Raw genomic sequence first — 22250 nt, forward strand, 5'->3', positions numbered from 1 at the left:
CTGACCACCCCGTGCACCATCTGGCGGACCGCTTCGTGCCCGTGGTCGAGGAGGAGATGCGGCAGCTGCTGGCCGAGGCTGCACGTGGGGGCTCACTGCCCTGGGACGATTTCCTCGACGCCTGGTACCGGGTGGTCCGTCGGGTGGTGTTCGGCGACCACGCGCGGGACGACAAGGACCTGACCGCGATGATCATCCGGTTGCGGAAGGACGGTACCTGGGCCTTCCTGAGGCCAAAGCGGCGGAAGGTGCGGACGGCGTTCCTCCGGCGGGTGGCCGACGAAGTGGCCGACGCCGAACCCGGCAGCCTCGCCGCGGTCATGGCAGCCGCCCCGAAGGGCGACGGCGCCGAGCCGGCGGAGCAGGTACCCCAGTGGCTCTTCGCCTTCGACCCGGCAGGGATGGCGGCCTTCCGGGCGCTGACCGTGTTCGCGACACATCCGGAGGCGATGGCTGCCGCCCGCCGCGAGGCGGACGCGGACACCTCCGGGCGCCGGTTCCTCCCCTACCTGCGCGCGAGCATCCTGGAGTCGCTGCGGCTCTGGCCGACGACACCGATGATCCTGCGACAGAGCACGCGGCCCGTGGAGTGGGCTGACGGGACGATGCCGGCGGACTGCGGCGTCCTGCTCTACGCGCCGTACTTCCACCGCGACGACCGCCATCTGCGGGACGCGCACGGTTTCTCGCCGGAGCGCTGGCTGACCGACGAGGACGACGGCTGGCCGCTCGTCCCCTTCAGCGACGGACCGGTGGTGTGCCCCGGCAAGCAGCTCGTGCTCCTGCTGACGAGCGCGGCGCTGGCTTTCGTCGTCGGCGATCACGACCTGCGCGTGGGGCGGGGGCAGCACCTCGATCCGTCGCATCCACTGCCCGGAACCCTGGACAACTACTCCGTGGCGCTGAGCGTGTCGCCACGCTCCTGAGGCAGGACGCCTAGAGGTCTGCGGCGATCTCCCGCAGGGCGGCCAGGTGACTCCGCCAGACCGCATGGCCCTCCTTCGTGGCCTTGAGCCACGTCCGCGGGCGCTTGCCGATGAACCCCTTGCGCACCTTCACGTAGCCCGCGGTCTCCAGCGCAGTCACCTGCTTGCTGAGCACGGAGTCGGAGACCTGGAGGTGGTCACGCAGGGTCGCGAAGTCGAACTCCTCCGTCTGCGCCAGCGCGGCCATGAGCGAGAACCGCACGGGATGACCGAGCGTTTCCGCGAGGAGATGCCGCGGATGGGCCGGCGTGTCCTGCGTGCTCATCGTCGTGCCTCGTAGAGGGCGCACCCGGCCGTCAGGAGCGTCAGTGCTGCGGCGTGGGCGGCGGCGAAGCCGAGATCGCCCACGAACACGGAGCCGGCGAGGATGATGCCCGCGACCCACAGGACGCTCCATCCTCCGATGTACAGGCCCCAGCGCGCCCCGAACCCGCGCTTGGCCGTCTGCGCGAAGACCAGAGCCATGGTGACGAAGATGGCGAGCCAGACGAGCATCGCACCCATCGGCAGGACGATCGAGGCACCGGGGATCTGTGCCGCGTAGGCCAGGGCGATGACGCCGAGCGAGGAGATGGCGCCGAGCCCGAGCAGCAGGCTGATCTGCGGCCAGCCCGCGCCGGTCCGGACGCTCCCGCCGATCTGGTCCGCCTGGGCGAGGAGCCTCCGGGCCTGGTCGGCGTCCGGTGCGGTCGGCATGTCGGTCTCGTTCATGGTGTCCCCCTGCTGAGAAGTGATGATGATCCACTCTCGCAACTAGTTTCCAGTTTGGCAAGTACTTTCGCATGGTGGAATGCTTCAGGGGCGCGGATTCACCGTCATCGGCTGGGCGACACCGCGTCACCAGGCCGGCCCGTCGGAAGCAGCACTCGCAACGCTGAAGGATCGACGCTCACCGTCATGGGCAACGGACCCACGAGTTCACCGTCGGCATAGACGTTCAGCTCCCGGTCCGCGCTGATCGAGATGACGCGGCCGCGTCGGGAGCTGACGCCGGGCCGCCCCAGGTGGCGCCCCCGGTAGGAGAGCAGGTAGACGACGACGACGTGCGCGATCGAGGACTTCCCGAGGGAAACCACATTGAGGAGTCCGTCGTCGATCTCGGCGTTCGGACAGATCCGGAGTCCCCCGCCGTACTGGCCGAGCCCGCCGACGGCGGCGAACCACCCTGTGAAGGAGCGCTCCTGGCCGTCGACGCCCACCGTCAACGTCACATCGCGCCATGCTCGGAGGGCCCTGATTCCGCCGTACAGGTAGACGAACGGTCCGAGGGGGAACCGGGCCGCGTTGCCGTACTCGTTGGCCAGTGCGTCGAAGCCCGCGTGGGCCACCCCGAGGAAGGGGCGTCCGTTGACGAGGCCCACATCGATCGACCGGACACTCAGCTCGCGTATCGCCCGCACGGCGCGCACGGGATCGAGGGGAAGTCCGAGCCTCCTGACGGTGTCGTTGCCGCGTCCACCGGCCAGCGGCAGCACCACGGCACCGGAGACCCTCGCGCCCGCCGCCACGGCTCCGAGGAAGCCGTCGCCGCCGAGGGCGGCCACGATCGTTCCCTCCGCAGCACGTCGGGCGCACTGCGTGGCCTCGGCGAGACTTCCGGTCATCACGACGACCGGCGAGAAGCCCTGCTGCCGCAGGGCGTCCGCGACCGATGGTCCGAGGCGCCCGGCACGCCCGCGGCCGGCGGTGGGATTCACGAGGAGGAGCACCGCCGGTGATCCCGGTCGTCGGGTATCAGGCGCCGGGCCGGGACGGCCCGGACCGAGCATCGCGCGGACCCGCCGGAGCAGATCGGTCAGGGACGGCACCGGCAGGTCAGCTCGACCGCAGCACCTTGTGGTTCGCCGCCTGCGCCAGCGGCCGGAGGACGAGCTGATCGATGTTCACGTGGTGCGGGGTATTCAGGGTGAAGGCGACGGCTGCGGCGACGTCGTCGGCCGTCAGCGGGTTCGCCACGCCCGCGTAGACCTTGTCGGCAGCGCCCTGGTCGCCGCCGAGGCGGTTCAGAGAGAACTCCTCGGTGTGCACCATGCCGGGCGACACCTCGATGACGCGGATATTGTTCTCTGCCTCTTCGAGGCGGAGCGCTCGTGCCATGGACTGCTGTGCCGCCTTGACCCCGCAGTAGCCGGCGCCGCCCTCGTAGGCGGCGATCGCGGCGGTGGACGTGAGGAACAGGACACTTCCCTGGCCGCCGTCACGCAGCGCCGGGAGCAGTGCCCGCGTCATGCGCAGGGAGCCGAGCACGTTGACGTCGTACATCCGCTGCCAGTCCGCCGTGGTGGTGTCCAGAACGCGGTCAGCACCGAACGCGCCGCCTGCGTTGTTGATCAGGGCATGGACCGGTCCCGCAGCCGTCACCTCCGCGGCGAACGCCTCGACGGACACCTGATCGGCGACGTCGAGGGCGAGCGGGACGGCTCCCGTCTCGTCCGCGAGCGCCTGAAGACGGTCGATGCGGCGGGCCGCGGCGACGACATCCCACCCGTCACGGCGGAGCGCACGGACCGTGGCGGCACCGATACCGGAACTGGCTCCGGTGACGACGGCGCGCAGTGCGGACGGGGCGGGATCGGCGGGAGCGCCGAGCTGCGGGGAAGAGGTCTCAGTCATGGGCCCACTGTAATCATCCCGTCCCGGCTCCGCCGCCGGATGTGGAGGGTCGCCCACCGCACCGGGACTCCGCCGGTGCTAGTACTGCCGGAGTCGTTCGATGAACTCGTCGGCGCGCTCGAGCGTCAGGGCGAGCTTCTCGCGCCTCTCCTCGGCGGAGGATCGGAAGACGTCCAGGGCCACGTGCAGCCGTGTCCGCTCATCGGGGTCCTCCTCCACGTCCAGGGCGTCGGTGACCGCGAGCAGTTCCTGCATCTCGTCGAGGGTGAACCCGAGTGGCTTCATGCGCCGGATCAGCACCAGCCGGCTCGCGTCGGTCTCCGTGTAGACGCGGAAGCCACCCTCGGTGCGGCCGGTGGCCGGCAGGATGCCGACATCGTCGTAGTGCCTGATCGTGCGCAGCGAAAGGCCGGTCCGCTCGGCCAGCTCACCGATGTGCATCGTCCTCCCTGCGGGAGAACCGTGTGCGTCCTTCGTTCCGGGCACGGTCACCACCCTTTCACGAAGACTCTACCCTTACGTTAGGGTTGAGTACGTCACCCCTGTACAGCGCGGTACAGATTCCCCTGCCCGTCGCCCCCGTACGCCATGAAACCGCGACACCGCATCAGACCGCGACGGCCACCGGCACTCCAAGGAACCCCTGCCATGCACGCAGCTGCACACACCGCGCCGCCCGGGCTCACGCCCGCCGAACGGCAATCCGTCGTCCGCACCCTGAAGACTCCCCGCCTCCTGAAGACCGAGGTCCTCGCGGGTCTCGTCGTCGCCCTCGCACTGATCCCGGAAGCCATCGCGTTCTCGATCATCGCGGGCGTGGACCCGCGCCTCGGACTGTTCGCCTCCTTCACCATGGCGGTGTCGATCGCCTTCCTCGGTGGCCGCCCGGCCATGATCTCGGCCGCGACCGGCGCCGTCGCCCTCGTCATCGCCCCTCTGGTGGCCAGCCACGGCGTGGACTACTTCATCGCGGCCGTCATCCTCGGCGGCGCCTTCCAGGTCCTCCTCGGTCTCGCCGGTGTCGCGAAGCTCATGCGCTTCATCCCCCGCTCGGTCATGGTCGGGTTCGTGAACGCCCTGGCCATCCTGATCTTCATGTCCCAGGTGCCCGAACTCCTCGGTGTCCCCTTCCTCGTCTACCCCATGGTCGCGGTCGGCCTGCTGATCGTCTTCGGTCTCCCCCGACTGACCTCCGTCGTCCCGGCGCCGCTCGTGGCGATCGTCGTCCTGACCGTCTTCGCGGTCCTCGCCGATGCCCTGGTCCCCACGGTCGGGGACAAGGGCGAACTTCCCGAGAGCCTTCCGTCCCTGTTCTTCCCGAACGTCCCGCTGAACCTCGAGACGCTGCAGATCATCGCCCCGTTCGCCCTCGCGCTGGCAGCCGTCGGACTCCTCGAATCCCTGATGACGGCGAAACTCGTCGACGACATCACCGACACCCGGTCGAACAAGACCCGCGAATCCTGGGGGCAGGGCGCGGCGAACATCATCACCGGGTTCTTCGGCGGCATGGGCGGCTGCGCGATGATAGGCCAGACCATGATCAACGTGAAGGCCTCCGGCGCCCGGACCCGCATCTCCACCTTCCTCGCCGGCACCTTCCTGCTGATCCTCGTCGTCGCGCTCGGCGACATCGTCGCCCTCATCCCCATGGCGGCCCTCGTCGCGGTGATGATCTTCGTCTCCATCGCCACCTTCGACTGGCACAGCATCCGGCCGACCACCCTCAAGCGCATGCCCAAGAGCGAGACCACCGTCATGCTCGCCACCGTCATCGTCACCGTGTGGACGCACAACCTCGCCATCGGCGTCGGCGTCGGCGTCCTCGTCGCGATGGTGGCGTTCGCCCGGAGGGTCGCCCACTTCGTCACCGTCGAGCGCACCGAAGACACCGGGAACGGGCAGCGCCACGCCACCTACACCGTGAACGGCGAACTGTTCTTCGCATCCTCCAACGACCTCTACACCCAGTTCGAATACGCCACCGACCCGCACCGGGTCACCATCGACCTGCACGGCTCCCACCTCTGGGACGCCTCCACCATCGGCGCCCTCGACGCCATCCAGGAGAAGTACCGCAGCCACGGCACCGAGGTGAAGATCGTCGGACTCAACGACGCCTCCGCCATGATGCGCGAACGCCTCGGCGGGAAGCTCGGCGCCGGACACTGATCAACCCGGCACGTGACCCGCGACGGGTAGGGAACAATGGAGGGATGGCCGATACCACCCAGGGCACAGACACGCCCTCTCCCCAGCCCGTTTCCGTTCCCGACAAGCCCGCGCTGGAGGGCCTCGAGGAGAGGCTGTCCCGCCAGTGGCGCGAGGACGGCACCTACACCTTCGACCGCGACACGACCCGCGAGAGTGTCTACTCGATCGACACCCCTCCGCCCACCGCCTCGGGTTCGCTCCATGTGGGCCACATGTTCTCCTACACGCAGACCGACGTCATGGCGCGGTTCAAGCGGATGAACGGCGCCAACGTGTTCTACCCGATGGGCTGGGACGACAACGGGCTGCCGACGGAACGCCGCGTGCAGAACTACTACGGTGTACGGTGCGACCCGTCGGTGGCCTACGACGCCGGCTACCGCCCACCCGCGGAGCCCGCGAAGAACCAGCGCGACTTCGACGCGGTCTCCCGCCGCACCTTCATCGAGCTGTGCGAGGAACTGGCCGTCGAGGACGAGAAGGTCTTCGAGAACCTCTTCAGCACGCTCGGGCTCTCGGTCGACTGGGACCTCACCTACCGGACCATCGACGACACCTCGCGGTCCGTGTCCCAGCGGGCCTTCCTCGACAACCTCGCAGCCGGCGACGCCTACCTCGCAGAAGCACCGACGCTCTGGGACGTGACCTTCCGGACCGCCGTCGCGCAGGCCGAACTCGAGGACCGCGAGCAGCCCGGCGCCTACCACCGCATCGCGTTCCACGCGCCCGACGGCAGGCAGGTGCACATCGAGACCACGCGTCCCGAGCTCCTGCCGGCCTGTGTGGCCCTGGTGGCGCATCCCGACGACGAGCGCTACAAGCCCCTCTTCGGCACCACGGTGACCTCTCCCCTGTTCGACGTCGAGGTGGAGATCAAGGCGCACCCGCTCGCGAAGCCGGACAAGGGCAGCGGTATCGCCATGATCTGTACGTTCGGCGACCTCACCGATGTCACCTGGTGGCGCGAGCTGCAGCTCCCCACGCGCGCCGTCGTCGGCCGTGATGGCCGCATCCGGACCGAGACGCCGGAGTGGATCGCCACCGGGCGTGCGCGCGAGAACTACGCGCAGGTGGCCGGCAAGACCATCTTCAGCGCGAAGGAAGCCGTGGTCGGCATGCTCCGCGAGAGCGGGGACCTCGACGGCGAACCCACGAAGATCACCCACCCCGTGAACTTCTACGAGAAGGGCGACAAGCCGCTCGAGGTCGTCACGAGCCGCCAGTGGTACATCCGCAACGGCGGCCGCGACGCCGGCAAGCGCGAGGCGCTCATCCAGCGCGGGCGGGAGATCGAATTCCATCCCTCGTTCATGCGCTCGCGCTACGAGAACTGGATCGAGGGTCTGAACGGCGACTGGCTCGTCTCCCGCCAGCGGTTCTTCGGCGTGCCCGTACCCGTCTGGTACCGCCTCGATGCCGACGGTGAACCCGAGTACGACGCCCCGATCGTGCCGGCCATGAACATGCTGCCCGTGGACCCGGCGGCCGAGCCCGCGCCCGGCTTCGACGAGTCGGCGCGGAACCAGCCGAACGGCTTCACCGGTGACCTCGACGTGCTCGACACCTGGGCCACCTCGTCGCTCACGCCGCAGATCGTCGGCGGGTGGGCGCGCGACGAGGACCTGTTCGCCAAGGTCTTCCCGTTCGACCTCCGCCCGCAGGGACACGACATCATCCGTACCTGGCTGTTCTCGACCGCCGTCCGTGCGGACGCCCTCCAGGACTCGGTGCCCTGGAAGCACGCCGCGCTCTCCGGCTGGATCCTCGACCCGGACCGCAAGAAGATGTCCAAGTCCAAGGGCAACGTGGTGGTACCGACCGACGTCCTCGAGCAGTTCGGGGCGGACGCCGTCCGTTACTGGGCTGCGTCAGCGAAGCTCGGTGCCGACACCGCGTACGAGGTCAACCAGATGAAGATCGGCCGCCGGCTGGCGATCAAACTCCTCAACGCCTCGAAGTTCGTGCTGAACCTCGGCGTCACGGAGGCCTCGATCGGCGCTGGGTCCCTGGACCGCGTGTCCACCGCGCTCGACCAGTCGCTGCTGGCGCAGCTGCGGACGGTCACGGAGCAGGCCACCGCCGCCTTCGGGAAGTACGACTACGCCCGCGCGCTGCAGCTCACGGAGTCGTTCTTCTGGACGTTCACCGACGACTACGTCGAACTGGTCAAGGATCGCGCCTACGGCGACGCCGACGACGCCGGGACACAGTCCGTGCAGACCACCCTCGCGACGACCCTGGACGCTCTCCTCCGGCTCTTCGCGCCGTTCCTGCCCTTCGCGACGGAGGAGGTCTGGAGCTGGTGGCGCCAGGGTTCGGTGCACCGCGCGGCCTGGCCGTCCGCGGACGCCCTCGACGGTCTCCCGGCGTCGGCCGACCCTGCCGTCCTGACCTCCGTGGCCCTGGCCCTCGGAGGTATCCGGAAGGCGAAGTCCGAGGCGAAGGTGAAGCAGCGGACCGAGGTGGAGACCGCGGTGGTCACGGCCTCCGCCGCCCAGGTGGAGCAGGTCCGCGCAGGGCTGGCCGATCTGCTGGCCGCCGGCAACGCGAAGGACCTCCGGGTCACCGACGGCGAGGGGGCACTGACCGTGTCCGACGTCGAGCTGGTGCCGCAGCCGGCCGAATAGGCGCCCCGGAACGGGAGAAGAGACCCGCTGTCGAGCGGGTCTCTTCTCCCGGGCGGGACGGATCAGTCGAACGAGGGGCTGGACGTGCGTGAGCGCTTGAGCTCGTAGAACTCCGGGAACTCGGCCATCAGCAGCGCGCCGTCGAAAATCCGGCCGGCGGCCTCGCCCCGGGGGATCTTCGTCAGGACGGGCCCGAAGAAGGCGGTCCCGTTGAAGGCGACCACCGGCGTGCCCACCTCGTCGCCCACGCGGTCGATGCCGTCCTGGTGCGAGGCGCGCAGCTGGGTGTCGTACTCGTCCGTGTGGGCGTACGCCGCGAGCTCCGCGGGCAGACCGACCTCGTCCAGCGATTCCCGGATCACGACGTCGAAGTCCTTGAGCTGCCCGATGTGGATGCGCGTGCCCATGGCGTCGTACAGCCTCTTGATGTACTCGTCGCCGTGGAGTTCCCGCGCCGCGATGATGACGCGCACCGGCCCCCACGCCTTCTGCATCATGGCCTGGTACTCCTCGGGGAGGTCACGACCCTCGTTGAGCACGGACAGGCTCATCACGTGCCAGTCGACCGTGATGTTCCGGACCTGCTCCACCTCTCCGATCCACCGGGAGGTGATCCACGCGAACGGGCACAGGGGGTCGAACCAGAAATCGGCCTTCTCTACGGTTACTGACTCGCTCATGCGGTTCTCCTTCGGTCGGGATCAAGGCCGTTGCCTTTTCTCGTGCAACCCGCCTTCCCCACTCCATATTCCGCGCGGATTGGTGCACCGCCGCCGAAGGCGGTTCAATGAAGGGACACGACCAGTCGACGGTGCCTGGCGCTCTCCCTGCGTCGCCATCCGGCTGGATGACTCCGCGCCGGTGCGTCCGGCGCAGAAGAGGATACGGCTGTGCAGCACGACGGGACCGACAATCACGACACCTGGCTCGAACGCGAGGCGCTGGCAGAGGCGATGATCCCGCTGATCGGGCAGCTCTACCGCAGGAACAACGTGGTGACGAGCATCCACGGGCGCAGCCTCATCAACAAGTCGACCATGAACATCCTCAAGGCCCACCGGTTCGCCCGTCGGATCACCACCGAGGAACTCCGGCTCGAGGACACCGCTCCCCTGCTCCGACTGCTCGCGGACCTGGACCTCGGCGCCGCCGCGATCGACCTGGGCCGGCTGAGGCTCGCCTACGACCGGTCCGCCGCAGGCGGTGACAGCCGATCGCTGGAGCAGTTCGTCCGTACCGAGCTCGCGGACATCGTCGGACAGGGCGGCCGCGACGAGCGCACCAGCACCGACGTCGTGCTCTACGGCTTCGGCCGCATCGGCCGCCTCGTGGCGCGCCTGCTCATCGAGAAGGCCGGCGGCGGCCACGGATTGCGGCTGCGCGCCGTCGTCGTGCGCCGCGGATCCGATAACGACCTCGCCAAGCGGGCGAGCCTCCTGCGCCGCGACTCGGTGCACGGCTCCTTCGAGGGCACGATCCAGGTGGACGAGACCGCGAACACCATCACGGCCAACGGCATCAGGATCCAGGTCATCTACTCCGACGATCCCGCCTCGATCGACTACACCGCGTACGGGATCTCCGACGCCCTCGTGGTCGACAACACCGGCCGGTGGCGCGACGCCGACGGCCTCTCCCAGCACCTGCGCAGCACCGGGGTCGCGAAGGTCCTTTTGACCGCGCCCGGCAAGGGGGACCTCAAGAACATCGTGCACGGCATCAACCACGCAGCGATCGGCAAGGAGGACCGCATCATCACCGCGGCCTCCTGCACCACCAACGCCATCACCCCGGTGCTGAAGGCCATCAACGACCGCTTCGGGGTGGTCCACGGACACGTCGAGACCGTCCACTCCTTCACCAACGACCAGAACCTCATCGACAATTTCCACCGCGGTGACCGCCGCGGGCGCTCGGCCGCGCTGAACATGGTGCTGACCGAGACCGGTGCGGCGACGGCTGTGGCGAAGGCCCTGCCGGAACTGGCCGGGAAGCTCACCGGCAGCTCCATCCGCGTACCCACTCCCGACGTGTCCATCGCCATCCTCAACCTGACACTGGAGCGAGCGACCACCAAGGAGGAGGCGAACACCTATCTGCGCGAGATGTCCCTGCACTCGGACATGCGCAAGCAGGTCGACTACATCGACAGTCCGGAGGTCGTGTCCACCGACTTCGTCGGCTCGCGGCGGGCGGGCATCGTCGACGGTCTCGCCACGATCGCCGACGGCACCTACCTGGTCCTCTACGTCTGGTACGACAACGAGTTCGGCTACAGCTGCCAGGTGGTCAGGGTCATGGAGGAGATGGCAGGGGTCCACCCGCCGTCCTACCCCGCGGCAGACGTGGTGCCGGGTGCGGACACGGGCGACGACGCTCCCGATTTCCCTGGTACGGCTGCGGTGACCGCCGACGCCTGAGTGCCGCGCGGAGCGAACGCACGAAGGGCCCGACCATCAGGTCGGGCCCTTCGTTGCGCGAGGAGGAATCAGGCGGACTTATTCCGCCGCTTGGCCACGACCTCGTGGGAGATGAGTGTCGGCTCGGCGCGCTTGGCGACGACGTCGTCCGTGATCACGACGGTCGCGATGTCCTCGCGGCTAGGGAGGTCGAACATCACGGGCAGGAGGACCTCCTCCATGATGGCGCGCAGACCGCGCGCACCGGTCCCGCGATCGAGCGCCAGATCGGCGATGGCCTCGAGCGCCTTGGGCTCGAACGCCAGTTCGACGCCGTCGAGCAGGAACATCTTCTGGTACTGCTTCATGAGCGCGTTCTTCGGCTCGGTGAGGATCTGCATGAGCGCCGGCCGGTCGAGATGGGTCACCGTGGTGATGACCGGCAGGCGACCGATGAACTCGGGGATCAGCCCGAACTTCAGCAGGTCCTCCGGCATCACGTCCCCGTAGCTGGCCTCCTCGTTCTTGAGGGAGCTCAGCGGAGCACCGAAGCCGATGCCCTTCCGCCCGGCACGCGATCCGATGATCTCCTCCAGTCCGGCGAAGGCGCCGGCGACGATGAACAGGACGTTCGTCGTGTCGATCTGGATGAACTCCTGGTGCGGGTGCTTCCGGCCACCCTGCGGGGGCACCGACGCCACCGTCCCCTCGAGGATCTTGAGGAGAGCCTGCTGCACGCCCTCACCGGAGACGTCCCGGGTGATCGAGGGGTTCTCGCTCTTCCGAGAGATCTTGTCGATCTCATCGATGTAGATGATGCCCTGCTCGGCCTTCTTGACGTCGTAGTCGGCAGCCTGGATGAGCTTGAGGAGGATGTTCTCGACATCCTCACCCACGTAGCCGGCCTCCGTCAGCGCCGTCGCGTCGGCGACCGCGAACGGGACGTTGAGGCGGCGGGCAAGGGTCTGGGCGAGATAGGTCTTGCCGCAGCCCGTGGGGCCGATCAGGAGGATGTTGGACTTCGCGATCTCGACGTCCTCGGCCTCGGCCGCATCGGCGAGGGTGCCGGCCGCACGCGGGCCGCTGCCCGACTGGATGCGCTTGTAGTGGTTGTACACGGCGACGGCGAGGGAGCGCTTAGCGGGCTCCTGCCCGACGACGTACTCCTGCAGGAAGTCGAAGATCTCCCGCGGCTTGGGGAGCTCGAAGGTCCCGAGGTCGGCCACCTCGGAGAGCTCCTCCTCGATGATCTCGTTGCAGAGGTCGATGCACTCGTCGCAGATGTACACGCCGGGGCCGGCGATGAGCTTGCGTACCTGCTTCTGGCTCTTCCCGCAGAAGGAGCACTTGAGCAGATCGGTGCTCTCACCAATGCGAGCCATGGTTCAATCCCCTTAGGTATTACGCGATTGCTACCACCACTCTAGGCCACATGCCTGTGGTAGCCGGTATCAAAATGCCCGTGGTGCCGTTCGGCGCCACGGGCATTCTGATCGTCCTGGCCGGGACCCGGACGCTTCGACCGGCTGCCCTCAGGACCGCCGGACGGACGCCCGGATCACGGGGTGTTGATCTTCGGCGGCGTGATCTTCCGCGAGTTGAGGACCTCGTCCACCAGGCCGTACGCGACGGCGTCGGCGGCGGTGAGGATCTTGTCGCGCTCGATGTCGAGGTTCACCTGCTCGGGCGTACGGCCCGAGTGCAGGGCGAGGGTGTCCTCGAGCCAGGTCCGCATGCGCATGACCTCGTTGGCCTGGATCTCGAGGTCGGAGGCCTGCCCACCCTGACCGCCGGACAGGGCCGGCTGGTGGATCAGCACGCGGGCGTTGGGCAGGGCGAGACGCTTGCCGGGCGCCCCCGCGGCCAGCAGGACAGCCGCGGCGCTGGCCGCCTGGCCGAGGCAGACCGTCTGCACCTCGGGGCGGATGAACTGCATGGTGTCGTAGATCGCCGTCATCGCGGTGAAGGAGCCACCGGGCGAGTTGATGTACAGCGTGATGTCGCGCTCGGGGTCCGTGGACTCGAGGACGAGCAGCTGCGCCATGACGTCGTCGGCCGATGCGTCATCGACCTGCGTCCCGAGGAAGATGATGCGGTCCTCGAAGAGCTTGGTGTACGGGTCCTGGCGCTTGAAACCGTAGGGCGTGCGCTCTTCGAACTGGGGGAGGATGTAGCGGCTGGTCGGCAGGTTCTGCGCCGTGGATCCCGCTGCTGCCTGGAATTCGTGGTTCATGGTGTCTCCTGTAGGACGACGGGTGGAGGGCTGGGAGCGGACTACGCGGTCTGCTCGGTGCCGCCGCCGCCGGCGACGGAGCCCGAGTGCGCGGAGATGTGGTCGAAGAAGCCGTACTCGAGGGCTTCCTGGGCCGTGAACCACTTGTCGCGGTCGTTGTCCTTGAGGATCGTCTCGACGGTCTGGCCCGTCTGCTCTGCCGTCAGCTCGGCCATGACGCGCTTCATGTGCAGGATCAGCTCGGCCTGGATCCGGATGTCCGTCGCCGTTCCGCCGATGCCGCCGGACGGCTGGTGCATCAGGATCCGGGCGTGGGGGGTCGCGTACCGCTTGCCCTTGGTGCCCGAGGACAGGAGGAACTGTCCCATGGAGGCCGCGAGACCCGTCGCGACGGTGACGACGTCGTTCGGGATGAACTGCATGGTGTCGTAGATCGCCATGCCCGCGGTCACCGATCCACCCGGTGAGTTGATGTAGAGGAAGATGTCACGCTCGGGATCCTCCGCCGACAGCAGGAGCAGCTGCGAGCAGATGGCGTTCGCGTTGTCGTCGCGGACCTCGGAACCGAGCCAGATGATGCGCTCCTTGAGGAGCCGCGTGTAGATGTACTCGTCACGGCCGCCCATCTCGGGACCAGCCATGCTCGGGATACTTGGTTCGGTTGCCATGTGGTTGACCTCTCACTCTGGCGGGCCGCTGCCTCGTCGGCCGACCCGTCCGTTTGTCTCTCCTTGGACACTAACCCGCTGCGGCGACGAATTGCTCCCGCTCCGTGAACTGTTCGCTGACGGCGCACGGTCGCGCAACCGAGCCCCGGCAGGCGTTCGCCCAGGGCCTCCGTCCGCTCGCCGAGGGCTTAAGCACATCAGCGGTGCCGCTGCCCTGGGGCTGCGACACCGCTGACGGTCGTGCGTGGCTACTACTCGGCGGCGGGCTTCTTGGCCGCAGCCTTCTTGGCCGGTGCCTTCTTGGCCGCAGCCTTCTTGGCCGGTGCCTTCTTGGCGGGCTTCTCGACGACCTCTGCGGGCGCGGTGTCCTCGACGACCTCGGCGTCCTCGGGGGCGGCGGCCTCTTCGATGGGGGCCTCGACCGCGTCCGCGGTCTCGTCGGCCTGGAGGTCCTCGGCCGCACCCTGCTCGGTGTCGACGTCGTCGACCTCGATGGTCTCGGGCTCGTCGCCGGCCGGGCGGACGAATTCGGTCAGGTCGATGGCCGCGCCGTTGGTGTCCGTGACCGTCGCGTACTCGAGGACCTTGGCCAGGGCCTTGCGCCGGCGCACCTCGCCGACGATCATCGGCACCTGGCCGCTCTGGTCCAGCATCTGGGCGAACTGGTTGGGCTCCATGCCGTACTGGCCGGCCGTGGAGACGATGTAGTCGATCAGCTCGCTCTGGCTGACACCGACCTCTTCCTTCTCGGCGACCGCATCGAGGATGACCTCGTTCTGGAAGGCGCGCTCGGTGTTGCTGCGCACCTCCGCGCGGTGTTCCTCGGTGTCGTGGTCCTCGCCGGCGCTGTGGGCGTTCTCACCGTTGAAGTGCTGCTCGAGCTGCTCGTCGATGACGCTCTCGGGAACGGGCACGGCGACGAGCTCGACCAGCAGGTCCAGCACCTTGTCGCGGGCCTCGACGCCCTGATCCATGAGCTTGGACTCGGAGGCCTGCTTGGCGAGATCGGCGCGCAGTTCATCTGCCGTGTCGAACTCCGATGCCAGCTGGGCGAACTCGTCGTCGACCTCGGGGAGCTCGCGCTCCTTGACGGCCTTGACGACGACCTTGACCTGCGCCGCGGCACCTGCGTGCTCGCCGCCGGCCAGGGTCGTCTCGAACGTGGCGTCCTCGTCGGTGGACAGGCCCGTGACGGCCTCGTCCATGCCCTCGAGCATGGTGCCGGAACCGATCTGGTACGAGAGGTCCTGGGCGGCGTCGACCTCGTCACCCTCCACCGATGCGGTGAGGTCGATGGTGAGGAAGTCGCCGTCCTTCGCGGGGCGGTCGACGGCGGTGAGCGTGCCGAAGCGGCCGCGCAGCTCGTCCATGGCCTTCTGGATGTCCTCGTCCGACGCCTCGACGGGCTCGACCGTGACTTCGAGTCCCTTGTAGTCGGGGAGCTCGATCTCGGGGCGGATGTCCAGCTCGACCGTGAAGGCCAGCTGGCCGTCCTTCTTGGACGGGTCAGGCACCTCGGTGATCTCGACCTCGGGCCGGCTGAGCGGGCGGATGCCCGTCTCCTGCACAGCGCTCTGGTAGAAGCCGTTCAGGCCGTCGTTGACGGCGGTCTCGATGACGTAGCCGCGGCCGACGCGCTGGTCGATGAGCTGCTGGGGAACCTTGCCCTTGCGGAACCCGGGAACCTGGACCTGGGTGGCGATGGTCTTGTAGGCCTCGTCGATGCTGGGCTTCAGTTCCTCGAAGGGGACCTCGACGTTCAGCTTCACCCGGGTGGGGGAAAGGGTTTCAACAGCGCTCTTCACAGCGTAGGACTCCTGAGATGATTGGATTCGGTTCTGCAGCGGAGGCACTTTCCTCATCACATGACAGAGTCGGGGTGACAGGAGTTGAACCTGCGACTTCCTGCTCCCAAAGCAGGCGCTCTACCAAGCTGAGCTACACCCCGTAAGTGCGAGTGTCAGTCTACGCATCTTTGCGGCCGGCTCGCACATTTGGTGATCGCGCGGCCGCTGTGGTGTAGTTGTAGGCGTTCCACGGGGCTCCGCCAGGGGCCCGCTGCGGGGATGTAGCTTAATGGTAAAGCCTCAGTCTTCCAAACTGATTACGCGGGTTCGATTCCCGTCATCCCCTCATCGCCCGACACGGCAGACACCCGGACCCCTGGTCCGGGTGTTCCTGGTTAAGCTGCGCATGCCGCATCCCCCGCATCCCCCGCGGCGTCAGTCGGCCTGGCAGGACGGGCACCAGTAGACCGTGCGGGCCGCCATCTCCGCGCTGAGGATCGCCGTGCCGCAGCGACGGCAGGGCTCGCCCGTCCGCTTGTAGACATAGGTGGGGGCGGATCGCTTCGGCCGTCCGTTCCGCGCCTCGACCGTCGTCGTGATGATGCGCCCTTCGCGGACGCCGTCCCTCATGAGCCGGACGGTATCGGCCCAGATCCCCAGGGCCTCGTCCTCCCTCAGCTGCTTGCCCGGGCGCCAGGGGTTGATGCCCTGCAGGAACAGCACCTCTGCGCGGTAGATGTTGCCGATCCCCGCGATGACCGCCTGGTTCATGAGCTGGATCCCGACGGGCGTGATGCTCGACATGACCTTCGTGACGAAGGCCGATCCGTCCGGCCGGGGCCGGAGCGGATCCGGGCCGAGCTTGGCCCGGGCCACCTTCTCCTCCGCGGCGGTGATCACCTCGCAGGCCGTCGGTCCACGGAGATCGGCCCAGCCGTGATCGGACACGAGGCGGACGCGCACCGCACCCACCGGGTCCGGTGGTCCCGCATAGGCCGCCGGGCCGCCGTCGGAGGGCTGCTCCGACTCCCCCACGCGGCGGGGTGCACCGATGCTCGAGGCTCCGCGGAACGTGGCGTCCCCGCCGAAGCTCCACGCGCCGTACAGACCGAGGTGGATCCGGAGGACGCGGTCGTTGTCGAACCGCAGGAACATCTGCTTGCCGTGCGCGAGCGCGCTGACGAGGGTAGCGCCGTCGAGCTGCTCCGCCCCGGCGGCGAACCGACCCTGCGGACTGGAGACGGCGAGCCGCGCACCGGTGAAGACGGAGGTGAACTGCTTCGCCAGGCGGTGGACCGAGTGGCCCTCAGGCAACGCTGCCCGTTTCCTCGAAGCGGGTGACCTGGGCGATCCTGCGGCTGTGCCGCTCCGCCCCGCTGAAGGGTTCGGCCAGGAAGGCCTCGATGATGGCGGTCGCCTCGTCCACCGAGTGCTGCCGCCCGCCGACGGCCACCACGTTGGCGTCGTTGTGCTGCCGCGCGAGGCGGGCGGTATCGAGGCTCCACGCAAGCGCCGCCCGGATCCCGCGCACCTTGTTGGCAGCGATCTGCTCGCCATTGCCCGAACCCCCGAGGACGATGCCGAGCGCTTCGACGCCCGCCGCCTGGTCGGCGACGACGGCCGCTGCCGCGTCGATGCAGAAGGAGGGATAGTCGTCCTCCGGGTCGTACGACGTCGGGCCGTGGTCGATGACCTCGTGCCCGGCCCGGACGAGGTGGGAGAGGAGGTGGGCACTGAGCTCCATGCCGGCGTGGTCGGTGGCGAGGTGGACGCGCATGGCGATCTGTTCCTTCTGGAGGGCGCCGGTCGGCCCGGCGGCGACCGGGCAGGGGTCCCGGCGGTGGAGGTGGGACGATGCCAGCCTAGTCCGCTGCCGGCGGGGCCGACCACGCGCGCGAGCTCACCGGCGGAGTGAGAGAATCGGAGCGCCGCGTAACCCGCATCACACGCGACGTACCCGTACCCCACCCTGGAGGCGATCCTTGCCCGGTCTGAACCTGACGCGCGACGAAGCACGCACGCGCGTCGATCTGCTCACCGTCCACTCCTACGAGGTCACGCTCGACCTGACCCGCGGCGATCGCCTCTTCCGGTCGACGACCGTGGTCACCTTCGATGCGCAGCAGGGCGCATCGACGTTCATCGACGCCGTGACGGACACGGTCCACCGCGTCGAGCTCAACGGCGTGAGCCTCGACCCCGCCGCAGTGGCCGACGGCGTCCGCATCCAGTTGCCGTCGCTGTCCGCGAGCAACCGCCTTGTCGTCGAGGCCGACATGCCCTACATGAACACGGGCGAGGGGCTCCACCGCTTCACGGACCCCGTGGACGGCGAGGTGTACCTCTACACGCAGTTCGAGGTGCCCGATTCCCGGCGGGTGTTCGCCGTCTTCGAGCAGCCGGACCTCAAGTCCACCTTCCGTTTCTCGGTGACGGCGCCGTCGCACTGGGACGTCATCTCGAACTCGACCACACCGGAGCCTGTCCAGGCGGTGTCCGCCGCCGACGGCGGGGCGGCGTCCACCTGGTACTTCGAACCGACACCGGTCATGTCCTCGTACGTGACCGCCCTGATCGCCGGCCCCTACCAGTCCGTGCGCAGCGAGCTGACGAGTTCCGACGGCCGCACCATCCCGCTCGGCGTCTTCGCCCGCAAGTCCCTCATGCAGTACATGGACGCGGAGAACATCTTCGCGCTGACACGGCAGGGCTTCGCGTTCTACGAGGAGCAGTTCGGCGCCCCCTATCCGTTCGAGAAATACGACCAGCTGTTCGTCCCCGAGTTCAACGCGGGTGCCATGGAGAATGCCGGCGCCGTCACCTTCGTCGAGACGTACGTGTTCCGCTCACGCGTGCCCGACGCGACCGTCGAGCGCCGCGCCATCACGATCCTCCACGAACTGGCCCACATGTGGTTCGGTGATCTGGTCACGATGCGGTGGTGGAACGATCTCTGGCTCAACGAGTCCTTCGCCGAGTTCATGTCCACCCTCGCCGCCGCCGAGGCGACCGAGTTCACGCAGGCGTGGACCACCTTCACCATCCTCGAGAAGGGCTGGGCGTACCGGCAGGACCAGTTGCCGAGCACCCATCCGATCGTCGCGCAGATCAACGACCTCGAGGACGTGCAGGTCAACTTCGACGGCATCACCTACGCCAAGGGCGCCTCGGTGCTCAAGCAGCTCGTGGCCTGGGTGGGCCAGGAGGAGTTCATGCAGGGTGTACGCCAGTACTTCGCGAAGCACTCGTGGAAGAACACGGAACTGGTGGATCTCCTCTCCGAGCTCGAGGCAGCCAGCGGCCGCGACCTGAAGGAGTGGTCAGCCCTCTGGCTCGAGACCGCAGGGGTCAACACCCTGCGTCCAGAGTTCGAGACGGACGGGAACGGCGCCTTCACCTCGTTCGCCATCGTGCAAAGTGCCATCGAGGCCTTCCCCACCATCCGACCGCACCGGCTCGCCGTCGGCCTCTACGACCACGACGACGACGGCGCGCTGGTGCGGGTGCACCGGGTGGAGCTCGACGTCGACGGCGAGCGCACAGAGGTGCCGGAGCTCGTGGGACAGCGGCAGCCGGCGCTCGTCCTGCTCAACGACGACGACCTCGCCTACGCCAAGATCCGTCTCGACCCGGCATCGCTGCGCACCTCGGTCCGCCACGTCAAGGACTTCAGGGACTCGCTCCCCCGGACCCTGGTGCTGGCCTCCGCCTGGGATGCCGCCCGTGACGGCGAGACGCCGGCCCGCGACTACGTGGAGCTCGTACTGCAGAACATCGGTGCGGAATCGGACTCGTCGGTGGTCCTCGTCCTGCTGCGCCAGCTCGCCTCGACCCTGACCTTCTACGTCACGCCGGAGGACAGGGAGGCGATGGGCGATGCCGCGGCGGACAGCCTCCTCGAGCTCGCCCTGACCGCCGATCCGGGGTCCGATGCCCAGCTGCAGTTCACCCGCGCGTTCTCCTCGCACGCCCGCACGTCGGCGCACCTCGACACCGTCGAGGCGATGCTGACGGGAGTCACCGTGCCCGAGGGCATCACCGTCGACCAGGACCTCCGCTGGGAACTGGTGACGAGCCTGGTGGTCGGCGGCCGCTACGGGACCGCGGAGATCGAGGCCGAACTCGGACGCGATTCGACGGCGACGGGCGAGCTGGCCGCTGCAGCGGCCACGGCGGCTCTCCCGACCGCAGCTGCGAAGGACGCCGCGTGGTCGGCCCTCGTGGAGTCGACCGACCTGCCGAACGCCACGCAGCGCTCGATGATCTCCGGCTTCACCCGGGTGCACGACCGCTCGCTGCTCGAGCCGTTCGCCGACCGGTACTTCGCGTCCATCCGGGACGTGTGGGCCACCCGCACGCACGAGATCGCCCAGCAGATCGTCGTCGGGCTCTATCCGTCGCTGCTGACCACCCAGGACACCCTCGACCGGACCGATGCCTTCCTCGCCGGGCTCGGCGACGCATCACCCTCGCTGCGGCGGCTCGTGCTCGAGAGCCGTGACGGCGTGGTCCGGGCGCTGACCGCGCAGGCAGCCGACAGGTAGCCACGACGCGGGTCGTATCCCCCTGCGGGCGTGCATCCCGTCGACGGGGAGGACCGGACCGGTCCTCCCCGTTCGCGTCCGCGCGTCAGGCCCGGAGGCGCAGGGCAGGCGTGCCGCGAGCGGCTCTCGGGTCGGGCAGGCGCGACGACGGCGGACTAGGGTCGGACCATGAACCTGCAGGAACACCGCTATTCCGCCCGCCTCCGCTGGACGGGCAACCTCGGGCCGGGGACCACCGGCTACCGCACCTACAGCCGGGACCACCAGGTGGAGGTGGACGGACCGGGCCTGCTGCTCGGCACGGCCGATCCCACCTTCCACGGTTCGCGGGACCGCTGGAACCCGGAGCAGCTGCTGCTGACCGCCGTCGCGCAGTGCCACATGCTCTCCTACCTCCATGTGGCGGTCAAGGCAGGAGTGGTGGTCACCGCCTACTCGGACACACCCGAAGGAACCATGCGGCTCAACCGCGACGGCAGCGGGGAATTCACCGCGATCATCCTCCGACCGCATGTGGAACTCGCCGATGCCGACCACACCCCGCTGGCGGACACCCTGCACGCCGAGGCGAACCGCCTGTGCTTCATCGCGCGGTCGGTCTCGTTCCCCGTCCAGCACGAACCGACCTCCTCGGGACCGGCGGGTGCGGCGTAGGAGCGGGCGACCGCCGGCCGGGCCGCCGTCGCGGATGGACCGCGGCGCGGCTGTAGCCTGTTAAGGCACCCCGCGCCTACCCCTCCGGGCGGACCCCACGGCGCCTGCTCGAAAGCGATTCCATGACCTTCCTCCCCTCCCTCGGCTACGGCGGCCAGATCCTCGGCGCGCTGATCGTCCTGATCGGCGCACTGCTGCTCTGGCTCGTGGTCCGCTACCTGATCACCCGGGCCGTCACCCGGGTGCAGAACGGGTACAGCGTCTTCAAGAAGCCGCACTTCAAGTGGGCCCAGCCGGCTCTCCGACCCTTCGACAGCGCGCGCCGCGTGCAGCGGGCCGAGACGATCGGCGGCCTCCTCTCCAGCGTCACCGCCGGCACCATCGCGATCGTGGCGATCCTCATGGCCATCGACACGCTGGGCTTCAACATCGGACCGATCCTCGCGAGCGTGGGCATCGTGGGTATCGCGATCGGCTTCGGCGCCCGCGAGGTCATCCGCGACGCCTTCCTGGGGTTCTTCATCACCATCGAGGACCAGTACGGCATCGGTGACACGATCGAGGTGGGCGACACCGTCGGCGTCGTCCAGTCGCTCGGTCTGCGCATCACCCGCATGATCGACGAGGACGGGGCCATCTGGTACGTCCGCAACGGCGACATCACCAAAGTGGGCAACCGCTCGCAGGGCGACTACGTGGCACCTCCCGCCGATCCCCCGGTCTCCCCTGCCGCCGACGCGGCGGCACCCGGTACCGCCCCGGCGTCCTCGCCGGCCGCCGTTGCTGCCGCTCCTGCGGCTTCCTCACCCACAACCCTCGCCGCCCCTCCGGCGGCCTCCTCACCGGAGGGTCGGGCATGAGCGGCCCAACGCCCGACGGCGTCGCCCAGCCGCCGGCAGGTGCGGAGCGCGCCGGTTCGGACCCCGCGTCGCCTCCGCCGGAGCCGAACGGGCAGGAGCCGCGCCGACCAGGCATACCGGAGCCGGAAGGACGCCGGTCCGACGCGCGCCCGCAGGGATCCCCGACGTCCATGCCCCTCTCGCCGTCGGCCGGCGGTCGGGCAGCCCTCCCGGTCGAGCGGCTGGTCGCCGCCGGGCAGACCTTCACCCAGCCCGAGTACACGGAGAACTTCTACGACGCGATCGGTGGCCATCCGACCTTCGTGCGCCTCGTCGACGCGTTCTACGACGGCGTGGCCGAGGACGAGGTCCTCCGTCCGATGTACCCGGAGCAGGACCTCGGCCCCGCCAAGGAACGGCTCCTGTTGTTCCTCGAGCAGTACTGGGGCGGTCCGAAGACCTACGGCGAGCAACGCGGCCATCCGCGGCTGCGCATGCGGCACATGCCGTTCCGCGTCGGGCCCGAGGCACGGGACCACTGGCTCCGGCACATGCGGTCGGCCGTCGACGCGCTCGACCTCGCTCCGCTGCACGAGGCCACCCTGTGGGACTACCTCGACCGGGCCGCCCACTCGATGGTCAACGCGGCCGACTGACGTCAACGCAGCCGACTGACAGCGCCCCCC

General features: G+C 68.7%; 20 protein-coding genes and 2 tRNA genes. 9 read left to right on the forward strand and 13 right to left on the reverse strand.

Features of this window, described 5'->3' with window-relative positions:
* The first annotated feature begins 11 nt into the window (after window positions 1–11).
* Window positions 12–926: a cytochrome P450 gene (locus ASF21_RS12165; RefSeq protein ID WP_200914827.1), complete on the forward strand. Its 915-nt coding sequence runs from the start codon at window positions 12–14 to the stop codon at window positions 924–926.
* Between the two features lie 10 nt (window positions 927–936).
* Here the strand turns inward: ASF21_RS12165 and ASF21_RS12170 are convergent, their stop codons facing one another.
* The 5 genes from ASF21_RS12170 to ASF21_RS12190 all read right to left on the reverse strand — a co-directional run bounded on the left by ASF21_RS12170 (window position 937) and on the right by ASF21_RS12190 (window position 4040).
* Window positions 937–1251: a winged helix-turn-helix domain-containing protein gene (locus tag ASF21_RS12170; RefSeq protein WP_055771490.1), complete on the reverse strand. Its 315-nt coding sequence runs from the start codon at window positions 1249–1251 to the stop codon at window positions 937–939.
* Entirely contained in the window at window positions 1248–1697 is a 450-nt protein-coding gene (locus ASF21_RS12175; protein ID WP_055771493.1) for a hypothetical protein, read from the reverse strand. Before ASF21_RS12175 ends, ASF21_RS12170 begins: the two co-directional genes overlap by 4 nt.
* Before the next feature lie 104 nt (window positions 1698–1801).
* On the reverse strand, window positions 1802–2695 hold the full coding sequence (locus ASF21_RS12180; RefSeq protein ID WP_055771496.1) for a diacylglycerol/lipid kinase family protein: 894 nt from the start codon (window positions 2693–2695) through the stop codon (window positions 1802–1804).
* A 106-nt stretch (window positions 2696–2801) separates the two neighbouring features.
* Window positions 2802–3599 carry an SDR family oxidoreductase gene (locus ASF21_RS12185; protein ID WP_082471524.1) on the reverse strand — a complete coding sequence of 266 codons (798 nt, stop codon included), beginning with the start codon at window positions 3597–3599 and terminating at the stop codon, window positions 2802–2804.
* 78 nt (window positions 3600–3677) lie between these two features.
* Window positions 3678–4040 (reverse strand): MerR family transcriptional regulator, encoded by a 363-nt coding sequence (locus ASF21_RS12190; protein ID WP_055771499.1) that lies wholly within the window; start codon window positions 4038–4040, stop codon window positions 3678–3680.
* 207 nt (window positions 4041–4247) lie between these two features.
* Here ASF21_RS12190 and ASF21_RS12195 point away from each other — a divergent pair, with 207 nt between their 5' ends.
* Window positions 4248–5771: a SulP family inorganic anion transporter gene (locus ASF21_RS12195; RefSeq protein WP_055771502.1), complete on the forward strand. Its 1524-nt coding sequence runs from the start codon at window positions 4248–4250 to the stop codon at window positions 5769–5771.
* Window positions 5772–5815: 44 nt separating this feature from the next.
* The gene (gene valS, locus ASF21_RS12200; RefSeq protein WP_055771506.1) at window positions 5816–8440 is read left to right on the forward strand and encodes a valine--tRNA ligase; all 2625 of its coding nucleotides are present in this window, start codon (window positions 5816–5818) and stop codon (window positions 8438–8440) included.
* Window positions 8441–8502: 62 nt separating this feature from the next.
* On the opposite strand, the gene ASF21_RS12205 is transcribed toward valS, so the two are convergent.
* Window positions 8503–9120, reverse strand: a complete 618-nt coding sequence (locus ASF21_RS12205; protein WP_055771510.1) for a DsbA family protein — start codon at window positions 9118–9120, stop codon at window positions 8503–8505.
* A gap of 210 nt (window positions 9121–9330) precedes the next feature.
* Here ASF21_RS12205 and ASF21_RS12210 point away from each other — a divergent pair, with 210 nt between their 5' ends.
* The gene (locus ASF21_RS12210; RefSeq protein WP_055771514.1) at window positions 9331–10860 is read left to right on the forward strand and encodes a glyceraldehyde-3-phosphate dehydrogenase; all 1530 of its coding nucleotides are present in this window, start codon (window positions 9331–9333) and stop codon (window positions 10858–10860) included.
* Window positions 10861–10928: 68 nt separating this feature from the next.
* Here ASF21_RS12210 and clpX read toward each other — a convergent pair whose 3' ends face one another.
* From clpX to ASF21_RS12235, 5 genes are all read right to left on the reverse strand, one after another.
* A complete protein-coding gene (gene clpX, locus ASF21_RS12215; RefSeq protein ID WP_055771521.1) occupies window positions 10929–12221 on the reverse strand; it encodes an ATP-dependent Clp protease ATP-binding subunit ClpX in 1293 nt (430 codons plus the stop codon).
* A gap of 176 nt (window positions 12222–12397) precedes the next feature.
* Entirely contained in the window at window positions 12398–13072 is a 675-nt protein-coding gene (locus ASF21_RS12220; protein WP_055771523.1) for an ATP-dependent Clp protease proteolytic subunit, read from the reverse strand.
* Window positions 13073–13113: 41 nt separating this feature from the next.
* A complete protein-coding gene (locus ASF21_RS12225; RefSeq protein WP_321166897.1) occupies window positions 13114–13740 on the reverse strand; it encodes an ATP-dependent Clp protease proteolytic subunit in 627 nt (208 codons plus the stop codon).
* Window positions 13741–13991: 251 nt separating this feature from the next.
* Complete coding sequence (gene tig, locus ASF21_RS12230; RefSeq protein ID WP_055771529.1) at window positions 13992–15545, reverse strand: trigger factor; 1554 nt, start codon at window positions 15543–15545, stop codon at window positions 13992–13994.
* A gap of 69 nt (window positions 15546–15614) precedes the next feature.
* Window positions 15615–15688 (reverse strand) — tRNA-Pro (locus ASF21_RS12235).
* Between the two features lie 114 nt (window positions 15689–15802).
* Between ASF21_RS12235 and ASF21_RS12240 the strand changes: the two genes are divergently transcribed.
* Window positions 15803–15873: transfer RNA gene (locus ASF21_RS12240), tRNA-Gly, on the forward strand.
* Window positions 15874–15962: 89 nt separating this feature from the next.
* Here ASF21_RS12240 and ASF21_RS12245 read toward each other — a convergent pair.
* Window positions 15963–16841 carry an Fpg/Nei family DNA glycosylase gene (locus ASF21_RS12245; RefSeq protein WP_055771531.1) on the reverse strand — a complete coding sequence of 293 codons (879 nt, stop codon included), beginning with the start codon at window positions 16839–16841 and terminating at the stop codon, window positions 15963–15965.
* Window positions 16834–17304, reverse strand: a complete 471-nt coding sequence (locus ASF21_RS12250) for a ribose-5-phosphate isomerase (protein WP_055771534.1) — start codon at window positions 17302–17304, stop codon at window positions 16834–16836. Before ASF21_RS12250 ends, ASF21_RS12245 begins: the two co-directional genes overlap by 8 nt.
* Window positions 17305–17518: 214 nt before the next feature.
* Here ASF21_RS12250 and pepN point away from each other — a divergent pair, with 214 nt between their 5' ends.
* The 4 genes from pepN to ASF21_RS12270 all read left to right on the forward strand — a co-directional run bounded on the left by pepN (window position 17519) and on the right by ASF21_RS12270 (window position 22220).
* Window positions 17519–20071: an aminopeptidase N gene (gene pepN, locus ASF21_RS12255; protein WP_055771622.1), complete on the forward strand. Its 2553-nt coding sequence runs from the start codon at window positions 17519–17521 to the stop codon at window positions 20069–20071.
* 168 nt (window positions 20072–20239) lie between these two features.
* The gene (locus ASF21_RS12260; protein WP_055771536.1) at window positions 20240–20725 is read left to right on the forward strand and encodes an OsmC family protein; all 486 of its coding nucleotides are present in this window, start codon (window positions 20240–20242) and stop codon (window positions 20723–20725) included.
* 122 nt (window positions 20726–20847) lie between these two features.
* Window positions 20848–21585, forward strand: coding sequence for a mechanosensitive ion channel family protein (locus ASF21_RS12265; protein WP_082471525.1), 738 nt, complete (start codon window positions 20848–20850; stop codon window positions 21583–21585).
* A 170-nt stretch (window positions 21586–21755) separates the two neighbouring features.
* Window positions 21756–22220 carry a globin gene (locus tag ASF21_RS12270; protein ID WP_082471526.1) on the forward strand — a complete coding sequence of 155 codons (465 nt, stop codon included), beginning with the start codon at window positions 21756–21758 and terminating at the stop codon, window positions 22218–22220.
* The last annotated feature ends 30 nt before the right edge of the window (window positions 22221–22250 follow it).

Origin of the sequence: Arthrobacter sp. Leaf234, assembly GCF_001422665.1 — a bacterium.
In the GTDB taxonomy this organism is placed as follows: domain Bacteria; phylum Actinomycetota; class Actinomycetes; order Actinomycetales; family Micrococcaceae; genus Arthrobacter_D.